The 14,045-nt window shown below is 68.3% G+C and carries 14 protein-coding genes; 6 read left to right on the top strand and 8 right to left on the bottom strand.

The features are described 5' to 3' along the window. The first annotated feature begins 76 nt into the window (after positions 1–76). From O4N75_RS10030 to O4N75_RS10020, 3 genes are read left to right on the top strand one after another with little or no spacing between them, the layout of a single operon-like run. Positions 77–958, top strand: a complete 882-nt coding sequence (locus O4N75_RS10030) for a LysR substrate-binding domain-containing protein (RefSeq protein ID WP_269629209.1) — start codon at positions 77–79, stop codon at positions 956–958. A gap of 55 nt (positions 959–1,013) precedes the next feature. Continuing rightward, positions 1,014–1,193, top strand: coding sequence for a hypothetical protein (locus tag O4N75_RS10025; RefSeq protein WP_269629208.1), 180 nt, complete (start codon positions 1,014–1,016; stop codon positions 1,191–1,193). Positions 1,194–1,241: 48 nt separating this feature from the next. Then, entirely contained in the window at positions 1,242–1,931 is a 690-nt protein-coding gene (locus tag O4N75_RS10020; RefSeq protein WP_269629207.1) for a DsbA family protein, read from the top strand. Here O4N75_RS10020 and O4N75_RS10015 read toward each other — a convergent pair. From O4N75_RS10015 to O4N75_RS10000, 4 genes are all read right to left on the bottom strand, one after another. After that, positions 1,919–2,350: a nuclear transport factor 2 family protein gene (locus tag O4N75_RS10015; protein ID WP_269629206.1), complete on the bottom strand. Its 432-nt coding sequence runs from the start codon at positions 2,348–2,350 to the stop codon at positions 1,919–1,921. The two genes, O4N75_RS10020 and O4N75_RS10015, sit on opposite strands and share 13 nt — an antisense overlap. A 10-nt stretch (positions 2,351–2,360) precedes the next feature. After that, the gene (locus O4N75_RS10010) at positions 2,361–2,978 is read right to left on the bottom strand and encodes a peptidylprolyl isomerase (protein ID WP_269629351.1); all 618 of its coding nucleotides are present in this window, start codon (positions 2,976–2,978) and stop codon (positions 2,361–2,363) included. A gap of 68 nt (positions 2,979–3,046) precedes the next feature. Continuing rightward, positions 3,047–5,257, bottom strand: a complete 2,211-nt coding sequence (locus O4N75_RS10005; RefSeq protein WP_269629205.1) for a TonB-dependent receptor — start codon at positions 5,255–5,257, stop codon at positions 3,047–3,049. Positions 5,258–5,439: 182 nt separating this feature from the next. Further along, complete coding sequence (locus tag O4N75_RS10000; RefSeq protein WP_269629204.1) at positions 5,440–6,438, bottom strand: AraC family transcriptional regulator; 999 nt, start codon at positions 6,436–6,438, stop codon at positions 5,440–5,442. A 140-nt stretch (positions 6,439–6,578) separates the two neighbouring features. Here O4N75_RS10000 and O4N75_RS09995 point away from each other — a divergent pair, with 140 nt between their 5' ends. Further along, a complete protein-coding gene (locus O4N75_RS09995) occupies positions 6,579–7,061 on the top strand; it encodes an HtaA domain-containing protein (RefSeq protein WP_269629203.1) in 483 nt (160 codons plus the stop codon). 19 nt (positions 7,062–7,080) lie between these two features. Here the strand turns inward: O4N75_RS09995 and coaD are convergent, their stop codons facing one another. The 3 genes from coaD to O4N75_RS09980 all read right to left on the bottom strand — a co-directional run bounded on the left by coaD (position 7,081) and on the right by O4N75_RS09980 (position 10,707). Beyond that, complete coding sequence (gene coaD / locus O4N75_RS09990; RefSeq protein WP_269629202.1) at positions 7,081–7,626, bottom strand: pantetheine-phosphate adenylyltransferase; 546 nt, start codon at positions 7,624–7,626, stop codon at positions 7,081–7,083. A gap of 31 nt (positions 7,627–7,657) precedes the next feature. Continuing rightward, on the bottom strand, positions 7,658–9,124 hold the full coding sequence (locus O4N75_RS09985; RefSeq protein WP_269629201.1) for an alpha-L-fucosidase: 1,467 nt from the start codon (positions 9,122–9,124) through the stop codon (positions 7,658–7,660). A 98-nt stretch (positions 9,125–9,222) separates the two neighbouring features. Beyond that, positions 9,223–10,707: an NAD(P)/FAD-dependent oxidoreductase gene (locus tag O4N75_RS09980; protein ID WP_269629200.1), complete on the bottom strand. Its 1,485-nt coding sequence runs from the start codon at positions 10,705–10,707 to the stop codon at positions 9,223–9,225. Between the two features lie 162 nt (positions 10,708–10,869). Here O4N75_RS09980 and O4N75_RS09975 point away from each other — a divergent pair, with 162 nt between their 5' ends. Both O4N75_RS09975 and O4N75_RS09970 read left to right on the top strand, forming a co-directional pair. Further along, on the top strand, positions 10,870–12,123 hold the full coding sequence (locus O4N75_RS09975) for an NAD(P)/FAD-dependent oxidoreductase (RefSeq protein ID WP_269629199.1): 1,254 nt from the start codon (positions 10,870–10,872) through the stop codon (positions 12,121–12,123). Positions 12,124–12,214: 91 nt separating this feature from the next. Continuing rightward, a complete protein-coding gene (locus O4N75_RS09970; protein ID WP_267229844.1) occupies positions 12,215–12,808 on the top strand; it encodes a TetR/AcrR family transcriptional regulator in 594 nt (197 codons plus the stop codon). Positions 12,809–12,861: 53 nt separating this feature from the next. Here the strand turns inward: O4N75_RS09970 and O4N75_RS09965 are convergent, their stop codons facing one another. Further along, complete coding sequence (locus O4N75_RS09965; RefSeq protein WP_269629198.1) at positions 12,862–13,653, bottom strand: THxN family PEP-CTERM protein; 792 nt, start codon at positions 13,651–13,653, stop codon at positions 12,862–12,864. Positions 13,654–14,045: the final 392 nt, after the last annotated feature.

The following is a 14,045-nucleotide window of genomic DNA, read 5'->3' as shown; positions in this document are numbered from 1 at the left end:
CCTCACCCCAGATGGGTAAAGTCGAGTTCGGGTCGTGCTATGTGTGAGGAAAATTCAACATCAAGGCCGCCACGCCATGCGCCCACGCCTGCCGCCGCTAGCCGCCCTGCGCGCCTTCGAGGCCGTCGCCAGATTGGGCTCGGTCAGCCGCGCCGCCGAGGAACTGGGCCGCACCCATGGCGCGGTGAGCAAGCAGTTGCAGGCCCTGCGCGCGGACGCCGGCGCGCCGCTGTTCGACAAGGTCGGCACCGGCCTGCAGCCCAACGCCGCCGGCCGACAGCTGGCGCAGGCGGTCGGCCGCGCGTTCGACGATCTTGGCCAGGCTTATGCCGAGGTCGTGCGCGAGGCCCGCGCCCCGGCCCTGCGCATCGCCTGCAGCGCCAGCTTCGCCATGGGCTGGCTGGTTCCGCATCTATCGCGCTTTTCCGAATTGCACCCGCAGGTGCGGCTGCAGCTCTCGATGACCTCAGCCAAGGAAATGCGTGAGGACCGCGACGCCGACCTGGTGATCCTGTGGGACCGCAGCGCCTATCCGCCGGAGGACCACGCCCGCGCCGTCCGCATCGCCGACGCGCAGTTCGGACCGGTAGCGGCCCCCGGCTATCCGATCGAGCGGCGCGACGGGGCCCTGCGCGTCGGACGACGCATCGTGCATGACCACACCGCCGGGGCCTGGGCGCTGTGGAGCCAGCTCTCCGGCCTGTCGATGGACGCCCTGGCGCAGATCAGCTTTCCGCACACGCACCTCTGCCTGCAGGCCGCGGTCGCCGGCATGGGCGTGGCGGTGGCCGAGCGGCGGCTGGCGAACGCCGACCTCGCCGCCGGACGGCTCGTCGCCGTGGCCGGGTTCGCGCCCTTTGCCGACGGCTTCGCGGCCATTCCTCACCGGACCCGACCGCTGTCGCCGCAGGCGCAGGTGTTTCTCGACTGGCTGGCGGCGGAGCTGGACGGCGGCTAGCGCCCCACGTTCACCATCCCAAGAACCACAAGGGATGCGACGACGTTCAACAAGCATGAACCCCCAACATCAGCCCCCCTCGCCGCCGATCCGACCGCCGCCGCGCGAGATCGGAGCCGTCTTGCTGGGCGACCTGCGGGCCAGCGGGCGGGCCTATCGCGCCCGACTATGGCGCAAGGACGTTCGCGCCATCGAGGCGCGGGATGTCGATCACGTGCTAGACCGGAAAGTCTAGCGCCGCTCGCGCCTGGACGCCCACCCTGCACGCCACTAGGCCGGTCCCATGAAGCGGCTTTTCGATTCCCTCGCCGACTGGGCCGACGCGCATCCGCGGCGTGTCCTGGCTATCGCCGTCGTGGTCGGCCTGGCGATCACCTTCGTCCTGCAGAACCGCCCGCCGCCAGCGCTCGCGCTGGAACGGACGCCGGTGGTCGCCGGCGTTCTGGACGACGCCGGCACGCCGCGGGTCGGGCCGGCCGACGCCGACGTGGTGGTGGTGCTGTTCACCGACTATCGCTGCCCGATCTGCCGTCGGACCGATCCGGCGCTGGAGCGGTTGGTCGCGCGCGATCCCAAGGTGCGGGTCCACTACAAGGACTGGCCGATCCTGGGCGAGCAGTCGACGATCGCGGCCCGGGCGGCGCTGGCCGCCGAGCGGCAGGGCAAGTACCTCGCCATGCATCGCGCGCTGATGGCCGACAACGCCCCGCTGACCCCGGCCGAGGTCCGCCGGATCGCCGCCGACGCGGGGCTCGACCCGGCCCGATTGGAGGCCGATTTAGTGCAATATGACAAAGAGATAGAGCGCCAGCTCGCAGCACACGCCAATCAGGCCTTCGGCCTCGGCCTGAAGGGCACGCCGGCCTATCTGGTCGGTCCTCACCTCCTGCAGGGCGGGCTGGACGACGCGGCCCTGGAGAAGGCGGTGGCCCGGGCTCGAAAGGCCGGGCCGCTCAAGCCTCAGCCGGAGTGATCGGAGACGATCTGCCAGCCCTCGGCGGTCTTGTGGAACACTAGGCTGAACAGCCCCGTGGCCTTCTCGCCATTCGGCATGGCGAGATTGAACCTGCCGATCACGGCGGCGTAGTCGGCGCCCAGCGGATCGAAGTCGACGACCTCGGTCGAGAGCTGCGGCATGGCCTTCGGGTCGGCGAAACGCGGCGCGTACATGGCCCGGATCGCGTCATAGCCCTGGATGACCTTTCCGCCGCTAACATAGTTGATTTGCGGGGCTTTTTCGTAGCTGGCCATGAAGGTGTCCAGCTCGCCGCGGCTCCAGCCGGCGCTGGCGTCGGCCAGCACCTTGGCGACGTCGGCGCGGTCGTCGGCGAGAGCCGGACCGGCGATCAGAGCCATCGTCAGGGCGATGGCGGAAAGTGCGCTGCGGTTCACGTTCGGGCTCCTATTTGCGCCGTATCGACAGGATTTCGACGGGACGTTCCAGAATCTGTCCCTTTACGAAGGTGACCGGCGTCGGGGCGTCCGAGGGCTGGGCCTGGATCCTGCGGACGACGTCCATGCCGTGCGTCACCCGGCCGAAGGCGGCGTAGCCCTGGCCATCGGGATTGCGCGCGCCGCAGAAGTCGAGGCTGGTGTTGTCGCCGACCGTGATGAAGAACTCGGAGGTCGCGCTGCCGGGACCGTCGCGGGCCATCGAGATGACGCCGTCGGTGTGGGACAGGCCGCTCCTGGCGGTGGTCTCGTGGGCGATCGGCAGCAGCATCTGGCCGCGGTGGGCGTCGCTGTCGATGCCGCCCTGGATCACCTGGATCGGCGCCTTGGGGTTCGGGTCGGTCCCGGCGCGAACCACGCGGTAGAAGGTCGCCCCGTCGAAGCGGCCCTCGTCGACGTAGCGCAGGAAGTTGGCGACCGTGACCGGAGCCTTGTCCGGGTAGAGCTCCAACTCCACGACGCCGAGATCGGTGGTCATCACCACCGGCGTCGCCGGCGCGGCGAGCGCGCAGCCCGCCATCGCCAGGGTGAGAGCCGCGCCCAGCATGGCGCGTCGAGCGAGTTTCACAGCCAAGGCGGCCCCTCCCCTTTTTTTTCAGTCGAGAGGCCGGCGGGTCGCCCCGCCGGCCCATAGTTTTAGAACGCCACCCGGATGTTAGCCCCGACGGTGCGCGGCACGATGCGGATGCGCGCCTCGGGATCGAACGGGCTGGCCGGCAGCGCGCGGATCACGCCGCGGCTGTCGAGGGCGTTGTTCGCGTAGACCGAGAACTCGACACCCTCGTGGGTCAGGCCCGCGCGCAGGTTGACGACGTTATAGGCGTCCATCTTGCGGTAGGTGCTCAGCTGCGGGCTGAACTCGGTGAAGCGCTCGCCCATGTACTGGTAGCCGGCGTAGACGAACGCGTCGAGGTCGTCGCTGACCGGGAACACATACTCGGCCGAGCCGCTGAAGGTGAACTCGGGCACGAACGGCGCCTTGTCGCCTTCCTTGGCCTTGAGGTTCTTCACGTCGGTCGAGAGCTTGGAGTCGATGTAGGCGCCGCCGGCGGTCAGGGTCAGGCCTTGGATCGGGTTGGCGGTGACTTCCAGTTCGACGCCGTCGCTGGTCGCGCCGCCGACGTTCTCGCGGAACCCGAAGCCGCAGTCGAGGCGGCGCTGGGTCTGCATGTCGTCCCACACCAGGTGGAAATAGGCGCCGTTGACGCGAACACGGCCGTCGGCGAACGAGCCCTTGCCGCCGACTTCGTAGTTCCAGACCTTGTCGGCCGCGAAGGTGTTCGGGTCGGTGCCGGTGCGGGTGAAGTCGGCCAGCTCGGCGGCGCAGACATCCTGCGGCACCGGGGTGTTGATGCCGCCGTAGCGGAAGCCGCGGGCGGCCTGGGCGTAGACCATGAAGTCGTCGTTCAGGTCATAGGAGACGTTGAACTTCGGATTGAAGCCGTCTTCCTTGGACGTGCGGCGCGGCGGGTCGCTGGGGATCGCGCCGTTGAAGAAGCCCGAGGCGTAGAGCTTGTACTTCTGTTCCCAGTTGAAGTAGCGCAGGCCGCCGGTGACGCTGAACTTGCCGATCTCGTAGGTCAGCTCGCCGAACAGGGCGTAGGTCTTCACCTCGAGGTCGTCGTAGCCCCAGTAGGGATTGTCCTTGGGCGCGCCGAAATCGTTCGAGTTGATGCCCATGGCGGCGTCGAAGCCCGGCACCGGGACGGTGTTCAGATAGTAGATGTCCTTCTTGTCGGCGAAGGCGCCGACGACCCAGCTGAACGGACCGTCGCCCTGCGAGGCCAGGCGGATTTCCTGGGCGAAGTAGGTCGAATCCGTGGTGTCGACCAGCGGGCTGGGCTTGACGCCGGGGAACACCGACAGCAGGCCGTCCAGCGAGCGCTTGTTGACCGTGGTGCGGTCGAAATACGAGGTCGACGAGACCAGGTTCGCAAAGCCCAGGTCGTAGTTCAGGGTCAGGTTGTAGATGTCGAGCTTATCGTCGTAGCCGTCGGCCGAGGTGTAATCGCGGCCAAGGCCCGGCACGCGCTCCAGATCCTCGGGACGGCCGCCGTCCTTGTAGTGGTGCTTGAAGTACGAGAGGTCGGCGGTGAAGTCGTCGGTGACCTGGAAGCGGGCCTCGACGCGGCCGCCGCGGGCCAGACCGTCGTTGACGTCCTTTTCGCCGGTCGTGACGTTGTCGATGTAGCCCGGGGTCTTGGTGTAGTAGCCCGAGGCGCGGATCGCGATGCGGTCGTTGACCACCGGCACGTTGAGCAGGCCCTTCAGCGAGAAGCCGTCGCCGCCCTCGTTGACGCTCGACACGCCGTACTCGGCCTTGCCTTCGAAGGTGTTGAACTGCGGGCGGTGGGTGATCATCCGCACGGTGCCGGTCATCGAGCCGGCGCCGTAGAGCGTGCCCTGCGGGCCGCGCAGCACTTCGACGCGCTCCAGGTCGAACAGCGCCAGTTCCGGGTTCAGGGCGCCCATCGAGATCGGGATTTCGTCGATGTAGATGCCGACGGTTTCCTGGTTCTGGGTGTCGTTGTCGTTGCCGCCGCCGTTGGTGACGCCGCGGATCGACAGACGCGTGCGGCCCGGGCCGTTCTGATAGGCGGTCAGGCTGGGAACCGAACCCAGCAGCGCCGTGTAGCTTTCGGCGCCCATGTTCTGCATCGCCTGCTCGCCGACGACGTTGATGCTCATCGGCACGTCGAGCACGCTTTCGGTACGCTTGCGGGCGGTGACGACCAGCTCGTCGACGACCGCGCTGTCGCGCGCGGACTGCGCGTAGGACGGCGCGGCGGTCAGCGCCGTCGCCGAGATCAGAACCGACGCGGCCAGCAGGCGCGTCTTGGTGCTCATGGTCATAGGAATCCCCTCCCGAATGGCAGACGCGCACGCTGCTCCAGCCGGCGCGCGCAAAATTCGAGGGCGGAACATAGGCGTGTGACGCTTCTGCGAATGATGCGCCAAGCAGCCATTCTGATGCGCGATGCAATCAGTCGCGGGAAACCGGCAACTTCAGGTGCAGCGCCCCCGCGCCGCTACCTTCGGCGGAAGTCCTTGGGCGCGGCGTTGAACCGGCGGCGGAACGCGGCGGTGAAGTTGGTCGGGTGTTCGTAGCCCACCGATTCGGCGATTTCGGCGATGGTCATGGCGCCCTCGCGCAGCAGGTCCTTGGCCCGCTCCATGCGCCGCCCCTGGCAGAAGTCGAAGACCGTCGCCCCGAAGGTCTCCTTGAAACCGCCCTGCAGCTTGGTGCGGTTGAGGCCGACGCGGCGGGCCAGGGCCTCGATGGTCGGCGGGTCGGCGAACTCAGCCATCAGGATCTCGCGCGCCTGGTAGAGGCTGTCGCGTTCGCTGCGCCGCCCCGGCGAGGCTGCACGCGGCCCCTGCTCGCTGCTCTCGACCGTGTCGACCAGCAGGCACAACATCTCCATGACCTTGGCCTCGAGATAACGCTGGCGCAGATTGCCCTTGAACGAGGCCCCGACGATGTCGCCGACGGCGCTGTGCATGGCCGGGGTGAGGCGCATGCCCAGGTGGTTGAACCCCTGCCCCGTGCGATCGAGGTCGCGCAGCAGCTTGGGCAGTTCGTCCGGCTCCAGCCCCATGATCCGCGCCAGATTGCCGGCGTGGAAATGCAGCGTCAGCGAGGCCAGTCGCTCGCGGCCATGAATGTGCAGGTCATAGTCGCGCCCGGCCGGCAAGGTCAGCACCGAGGCATAGCCCTTCTCGACCCGCACCGCATTGGGCCCGCCGTCGTGCACGCCGATGCCGCCGGCCAGCACGAAGCGCAGGGAGACCAAGTCCTCGGGCGCGCGGATCGGCAGGGTGTAGTGGTCGTCGTAGCTGCTGTCGGCGACGCAGACGAGCAGGTAGTCGTAGAGCCGCACCACGTCCCAGTGCCCGGCGCCGCGCTCGACCGGCAGGCGGGCGGAGGCCGGCCCATGGCGCGGCGCGCGCGGGCCGTCGGCCACGCGTCCGTTGAACCCGTCATAGATGTCGCGAACCTCGGCGCGCGACGACAGAAGGTCGACCATACCCACCCCGCGCCGGCCCCATGGCCGGCGGCCGGCAACCTGTCGCACCGCAAAGGAATTGTCACGACACCGGCAAGCAACCGCTGCGGGTTTGGCGAGAGATGTTACTTTCCGGGCTCGGTATGGGGAGGGAGTCGTCGATGAGCGACCAGATTAAGCCGGCGACGTCGCTGCAATGGGGCGTGAAGCAGAGCTTCCGCAATTATGTCGGCATGGCTGGCGGCACGACCGAGGTCGGGGCCGGCGCGCAGCAGACCGAGGACGGGGCGTTCGTGTTCGCCGCCGCGGACGGCGACCTGGCGCTGGACGCCGAGGGCAAGCTGCAGGGCCGCGGCGGGTTCACCGGCGAAGTGAAGTTCCAGGCCCATGGCGGCATGCTGTCGGTGTTCCTGGCCGACCCGGCCATCGAGGTCGATGACAAGGGCGCGGCGCTGACCGTCGCCGACACCGCCAAGCGCGACTATCGCGTCGAGGTCGCCCGGCTGGACCTGGCGGCGATGACCACCGAGCCGTCGGGCGAGATCGTCATCCCCGTCGGCCTGTCGGTCGAGGGCAGCCGGCTGCTGGGCGACCACTATGCGCCGCGCACTGAGCTGGATCCGGTGCGGCTGCGGCTGGGCTAGTCTCTCGCAATCCGGATTTTCAGGTCCCCGCCTGCGCCCGCTCGCCGAATTTCGCCCGTAGGGCCCGCTCGACGCTGGGGGTGACGAGCCACGAGACATCTTCGCCGAGGCTGGCCAGTTCGCGCGCGGTGCTGGAGCTGACGTGCAGGAAGGTCTCGCGGCAGATGATGTGGATCATCGGCATGTTCGGGTCCAGCCGGCCGAGAATGCCGTGATAGCGGAACTCGTCGTCGAAGTCGGAGGACTGGCGCAGGCCCCGGACGATGTGGGTGGCGCCGACGCGGTGGGCGTACTTGATGACGCTCTCGCCCTGGAAGGCGCCGACCTCGACCTCGGGCGGCAGGTTGCGGGTCCCCTGCCCGGTCAGGTCGAGGTCCATCACCGACTGGGCGATCAGGTCGAGACGCTCCTCGACGCTGAACAGCCCGGCCTTGAGCGGATTGATCCCCACCGCCACGTGCACGACGTCGAAGGTCAGCAGCGCCTTCTGGATGATGTCGAGGTGCCCGAGGGTGATCGGGTCGAACGAGCCGGCGTAGATGGCCCGGGTGCGCGCAGGCTTCATGCGCCCATTGGTCCCGCGGCCAGCTTGGCCGTCAAGGCGCCGAACTCCCCAGGCTGGGGCTTTCAAGCGCCCCGCCGTCGATCGCCACCGCCGGCGCGAAGGCGCCGGTCTGGGGCCGGGCGAAGATCATGCGGGTCGCCTCGCCCTCCGGCCGCAGCTCGACCGGACAGCCGTCGGAGAGGCGCACGCCCAGGCCGCTGAGCGCGACCCCGCGGACGACCAGTTCGCCGCCGCCGACCGCGGTCAGCGGAATGACGTTCAACCGATCGCCGCGGGTGGTGAAGCGGACCGGCGCGCCATCCTGCGTCTGCGCCTCAGCCATGCGCCAGGGCCGCGTGCCGTAGACCGCCTCGCCGTTGTCGGCCAGCCAGGCGCCCATCGCCTTCAGCCGCTCAAGCTGAGGCGCGGGGATCTGGGCGTCGTCGCCGCGCGGACCGACGTTGAGCAGCAGGTTGCCGCCCTTGGAGACGCTGTCGATGAGCTCCAGCAACAGATGCTCGGGGCTCTCGTAGTCGGCTTCGGAATCGTTGCGGTTGAAGCCGAACGAATGGCTCATGCCGCGGGTCGCCTCCCACTTGCGGGCCTGGATGTCGGCGAAGCGGACGTATTCGGGGGTGCGGAAGTCGCTGTGCGGCACCGGCGGCGGCACCACGCCATCGACGCCGGCGCCCGACTTGGCGGCGCGCGCCTCGATCATGCGGTCCAGCACCAGCCGCGGCAGCTTGTGGCGCAGCAGCCGCGCGGTGAAGGTCGGGGTCTTCCAGCGGTCGTTGACCACCCCGTCGGGCACGGCGGCATAGTAGTCGTCGAACAGGGCGTCGAGCTCGCCCTGGGCGGTCGGCCACGAGATGTCGTTCCAGAGCACGCTGGGCTCGTAGCGGTCGACCAGTTCGCGGGTCTGGGCCGTGGCGTAGGCCGGATAGAGCCCGCCCGGCACCGAGCCGACGAAGTCCATCAGGGTGCGCAGCGGCTCGGGATTGAAGCTCCAGTCGATGCCGCCGGAATAGTAGACGCCGAACCGCATCCCGGCGCGGCGGACCGCGGCGGCCAGTTCGCCGACCACGTCGCGTTCGGTGCGCCAGCCCTGAGCGTGGGGATGGGCCACGCGCGAGGGCCACAGGCAAAAGCCGTCATGGTGCTTGGTGACCAGCACCACATAGCGGGCCCCCGAGCCGGCGATGGCTTCGGCCCAGGCGTCCGGGTCCCACTGGCGCAGGCCGGCGAGGAACGGTTCGCGGAAGTCGCGATAGGGCGCGCCGCCATAGGTCTCCTGGTGGAACGCGGCCGAGGGCGTGTCGGGCGACTTGATCGCGTTCTCGTACCACTCGGTATAGGGCGAGAGCGCCACCGCGCGCCGGTAGTCGGTCTGGAAGATGTCCGAGATCTTGCCGACCTTGGGCGCGAAGGCCGGGATCGAGAACAGGCCCCAGTGGATGAAGACGCCGAACTTGGCGTCATCGTACCACGCGGGCAGCGCACGCCCCGCAAACGCCCCCATGGCCGCCTCCCCTGCGCCCCGACCGGCGTCGAGCGGCCGGCCGGGCTATCAGAACCGCGGGGCGGCGGCTTGGCAAGCCGCCGCATATCGACGTTCGATCACGCTGCCAGATCTTGGCGGCCGCGAGCCTCTGGCTTGGAGAACTGCATGACGCCGTCGTCGACCGAGCCGAAGCGCAAGGCCACCAGGTCCAGGGCGTAGTTCTGATACAGCTTCCAGGGCTTCCTGGTTCCTTGCTTGGGGAACTGGTCGATGCCGCGCTGGACGTAGCCGGAGGAGAAGTCGAGCCAGGGCGCCTCGCCCACCGTCGGGTCGGGCTTGGGCGTGCAGATCGGCTGGCCGGTGCGGTCCATGTGGTTCAGCAGACGGCAGACGTACTCGCAGGTCAGGTCGCACTTCAGCGTCCAGGAGGCGTTGGTGTAGCCGAAGGCCGAGGCCAGGTTCGGCACGCCGCTGTACATCATGCCCTTGTAGCTCATGGTCTTCGCCATGTTGACGGGCTCGCCGTCGACGGTGACCGCCAAGCCGCTGAGCAGCTGCAGCTTCAGGCCGGTGGCGGTGACGACGACGTCGGCGTCCAGCTCCTGACCCGACTTCAGGCGGATTCCGGTCGGGGTGAAGGCTTCGATGTGGTCGGTGACCACCGAGGCCGAGCCGGCCTTGATCGCGTCGAACAGGTCGGCGTCGGGCACCAGGCAGAGGCGCTGGTCCCAGGGGTTGTAGCTGGGGGTGAAGTGGGTCGCGACGTCGTAATCGGGGCCCAGGTGCTGGCGGACCATGTCGATGATCTGCGCCTTGGTCTTCTCCGGCTTCTTGCGGGCCAGGTTGAAGAACAGCATGCCGAACAGGACGTTGCGCCAGCGGGTGATCGCATAGGCGAGCTTGGCCGGCAGCTTGGCGCGCAGCCAGTTGGCGGCGGCGTCCTCGGCCGGGCGCGAGACCACGTAGGTCGGCGAGCGCTGCAGCATGGTCACGTGGGCCGCGGTCTTGGCCATTTCCGGGACCAGGGTGACGGCGGTCGCCCCGCTGCCGATCACCACGACCTTCTTGCCCGAATAGTCGAGGCCTTCCGGCCACTTCTGGGGATGGACGATCTGGCCCTGGAACTGCTCGGTTCCGGCGAACTGCGGGGTGTAGCCCTCGGCGTAGTCATAGTAGCCTGTGCACATGAAGAGGAAGTTGCAGGTCAGGCGGACCACTTCCTTGTTCGTCCCGACCTGCGCCTCCACCGTCCAGCGGGCGTCGGCCGAGGACCAGGACGCGCAGGTGACGTGGTGGCCGTAGCGGATCTGGCGGTCGATGCCGTTCTCGACGGCCGTGTCGCGCACGTACTTCAGGATCGAGGGACCGTCGGCGATGGCCTTAGCCTCGCGCCACGGCTTGAAGGCGTAGCCGAGGGTGTACATGTCGCTGTCGGAGCGGATGCCCGGATAGCGGAACAGGTCCCAGGTGCCGCCGCTGGCCTCGCGCCCCTCCAGGATCGCATAGGTCTTGCCCGGGCAGTTGGCCTGCAGGTGATAGCCCGCCCCGATGCCCGAAAGCCCAGCCCCGACGATCAGCACGTCGAAATGTTCGCTGCCCACCAATGTCACCTATGAAATCGTCCCGGCCCCCCGGCCAGGATTCCTCAAACAATTGTTCGACATCATGCGCCCTCGGACGGCGTTCGCCAAATGCGGTTCGACGCCTTGCGGGATCGGGCGGCACGGCCTCTAGATGGAGCTGCGCCGCAACCGGAGATGCCCATGTCCCAAGCCGAAAAGCCCCGCGTCGTGATCGTGGGCGGCGGCTTCGGCGGACTGGAAGCGGCCCGGGCCCTGGCCAGGGCGGAATGCCAGATCACCCTGATCGACCAGCGCAACTATCACCTGTTCCAGCCCCTGCTCTACCAGGTGGCGACGGCGGCGCTGTCGCCGTCGGAAATCGCCTGGCCGTTGCGCCATGTGCTGACCCAGCAGGCCAACGTGCGGGTGGTGATGACCGGGGCCGCCGGGGTCGATCTGGACGCACGCAGCGTGACTACCGAGGCCGGGACGTTCGCCTATGACCACCTGATCATCGCCACCGGCGCGACCCACTCCTATTTCGGCAAGCCGCAGTGGGAGAGCGCGGCGCCGGGCCTCAAGAGCCTGGAGGACGCCACCGAACTGCGCCGCCGGGTGCTGTCGGCGTTCGAGCGGGCCGAGACCGCCGCGCCGGAGCAGCGCGCGGCGCTGCTGACCTTCGTAGTGGTCGGCGGCGGCGCGACGGGGGTCGAGATGGCCGGCGCGGTCGCCGAGCTGGCCCGCGACGCCCTGAGCCGCGACTTCCGGCAGATCGATCCTGGCCAGGCGCGCGTGCTGCTGGTCGAAGGCGGGCCGCGGGTGCTGCCGGCCCTGTCGCCCGACTTGTCGGCCTATGCGGAGGACGCGCTGGAAGACCTCGGCGTCGAGGTGCGCACCTCGGCCATGGTCACCGACCTGGACACGCACGGCGTCGATCTGGGCGACACGCGGGTCGAGGCCGCAACGATCATCTGGGCGGCCGGGGTCGCGGCCTCGCCGCTCGCCGCCGGGCTGGCGGTGGAGCACGACCGCGCCGGCCGGGTGAAAGTCGCCCCGGACCTGTCGGTTCCCGGCCATCCCGAAGTGTTCGTAGTCGGCGACGCCGCAGCCATGGCCAGCAACGGCAAGCCTGTGCCCGGCATCGCGCCGGCCGCCAAGCAGGCGGGCAAGCATGCGGCCCGGCAGATCGCCGAACGGCTGGCCGGGAGGCCGGGCCAGGCGCCGTTCCGCTACGCACACGCCGGGGACCTGGCGACCATCGGGCGGCACGCGGCGGCGGTGCAGATCGGCCAGGTCAAGCTGACCGGCTTCGTCGGTTGGGTGTTCTGGGGCCTAGCCCACGTCTACTTCCTGATCGGGCTGCGCAACCGCATCGCCGTGGCGTTCGACTGGGCGTGGAGCTGGCTGACCCGCCAGCGCAACATCCGCCTGATCGTGCAGCATCGCGGCCGTTAAGGTGACGCTTCGTGCCTTGCCCGCTTGACCCCGCGCATGACGCGCGGTGATGTAACTCGTTACAGACCGGTCGCTCACGGAAAGGCGGGACATGTCGGCGAGACCATCCAAGACGACGGCTGCCGCGCCCCGCTCGGCGCGCGACCGCATCTTCGAGGCCGCCCGCGACATGTTCTATCGCAAGGGCATCCGCGCGGTCGGCGTCGAGAGCATCGCCGCCGAGGCCGGGGCCACCAAGATGAGCCTCTATCGCAACTTCCCCTCCAAGGACGAGCTGGTCGCCGCGGTGCTGCGCGAACAGTCCAAGGAGGGCTGGGCCTGGTGGGACGAGATCGTCGGGCGCTTCGACACCCCGCGGGCCAAGCTGGAGGGCCTGTTCGACGCCTTCGCCGAGCGTTCGGAAAGTTCGGAGGCGCACGGCTGCGCGCTGTGCAACGCCGCCGTTGAACTTCACGAACCGGACCATCCGGCCTTCCTGGTCGCCAAGGCCCACAAGATGGAGACCCGGCGGCGGCTGATCGAGCTGGCCCGCGCCGCGGGCGCGGCCGACGACGAACTCGGCGACGGACTGCTGCTGTTGCTCGAAGGCTCGCACATGGCCCGCATCACCCTGGGCGGCGAGGGCCCCGATCGGATGCTGCCGCGCGCGGCGCGCGCGCTGATCCGCGAATACGTCGACCGCTGAGGCCAACGAAAAAGGCCCGCTCGATGAGCGGGCCTTCTGTTCTCTGGCTGCGATCAGGTCGCCAGCATCTGACGGCGACGGGCCGAGCGGACCATGGTCCCCACGCCTCCGAAGCCGATGATCATCATCGCCCAGGCGCCCGGTTCGGGCACGCCGCTGGCGACGCTGTAGAGGTCGATCTTGCCGCGGATATAGGCGCTGTTGACCGCGTTCTCCTTGGTCCAGAACCCGCCGCTGGGCGAGCCGTCGACCAGGAAGCCGTCGAGGTTGAGCGTGTACTGCTTGCCGCCGATCTGGAAGATCTCGGAATTCGAGTTGAAGTTCATGGTCACGCGGTCCGCGCAGCCATTGATGTTGATCCCCGATCCGTTCGCCTGGCCGTTGGCGCAGGGGTTCGACTGGTTCGTCGTCTCGTTGTGCGAGAAGTTGTACTCGAAGGTCTTGGTGCCCAGGAACGATCCGTCGGCCCAGACATCGGTGGTGAAGCGCAGGCCGACGCCGGTGATCGACCCGCCGCTGCTGATCGGGAAGTTCACATGCTGGAATTCGCCGATGTTCACCGCGCCCGAGGAATCGACGGCCTGGTCGAGGCTGGCCGAGAAGTCGGCGCCGACGAAGTTGTAGCCGCTCTGGCCGTAGCCGGTCGACTGACCCCAGCGGATCGTGCCGTCGCCGCCGTTGGCGGCGATGTTGACGTTCACGCCGCCGGCTGGGTCGAACCACGCGCCAGCGACGTTCTTGAACTCGACCTGCACCGCCGCGGCGGCCGGAGTGGCGACCGCAGCCGCGAGAACGAGCGCCGAAATCACGGCCGGAGCCTTGACCTGAAATTTGAGCTTATTCACGCAATACCACCTTGATGCTGTTCCAGATGGCAGTCGATTTGCGCCACAATTTAGCCACACACAACAACATTGCTTAACATTTTACAATTGAACCAAACACTTCCCCTGACAGTTGTTTTTATTCAATTCAGCTCACTCACAACCCGACCAATTTAGTCCATTCAGACTATCCAAGCGCGGTCGCACGATCTGTGCTCTACTCCGCTAAAATCCGGGCGCTATACGTATTTCCGCCGTCAGCATTTCACCCCCGTCATGGTTGGAAAGACGCCGGTGAAATGGCCCAGCTAAGCTTCACAGCCGCCCGGTCGCGGACTGCTGACACGCTTGGACGTTCCTTCGCGCGACCTTCACACGATCTGGATGCAGGCGCGCGACGCGGCGTCGCCGCG

The organism is Phenylobacterium sp. NIBR 498073, assembly GCF_027286305.1.
GTDB lineage: Bacteria > Pseudomonadota > Alphaproteobacteria > Caulobacterales > Caulobacteraceae > Phenylobacterium.
The sequence above is the reverse complement of the archived record's forward strand: the minus strand, read 5'-3'. Positions and strand labels throughout refer to the sequence as shown.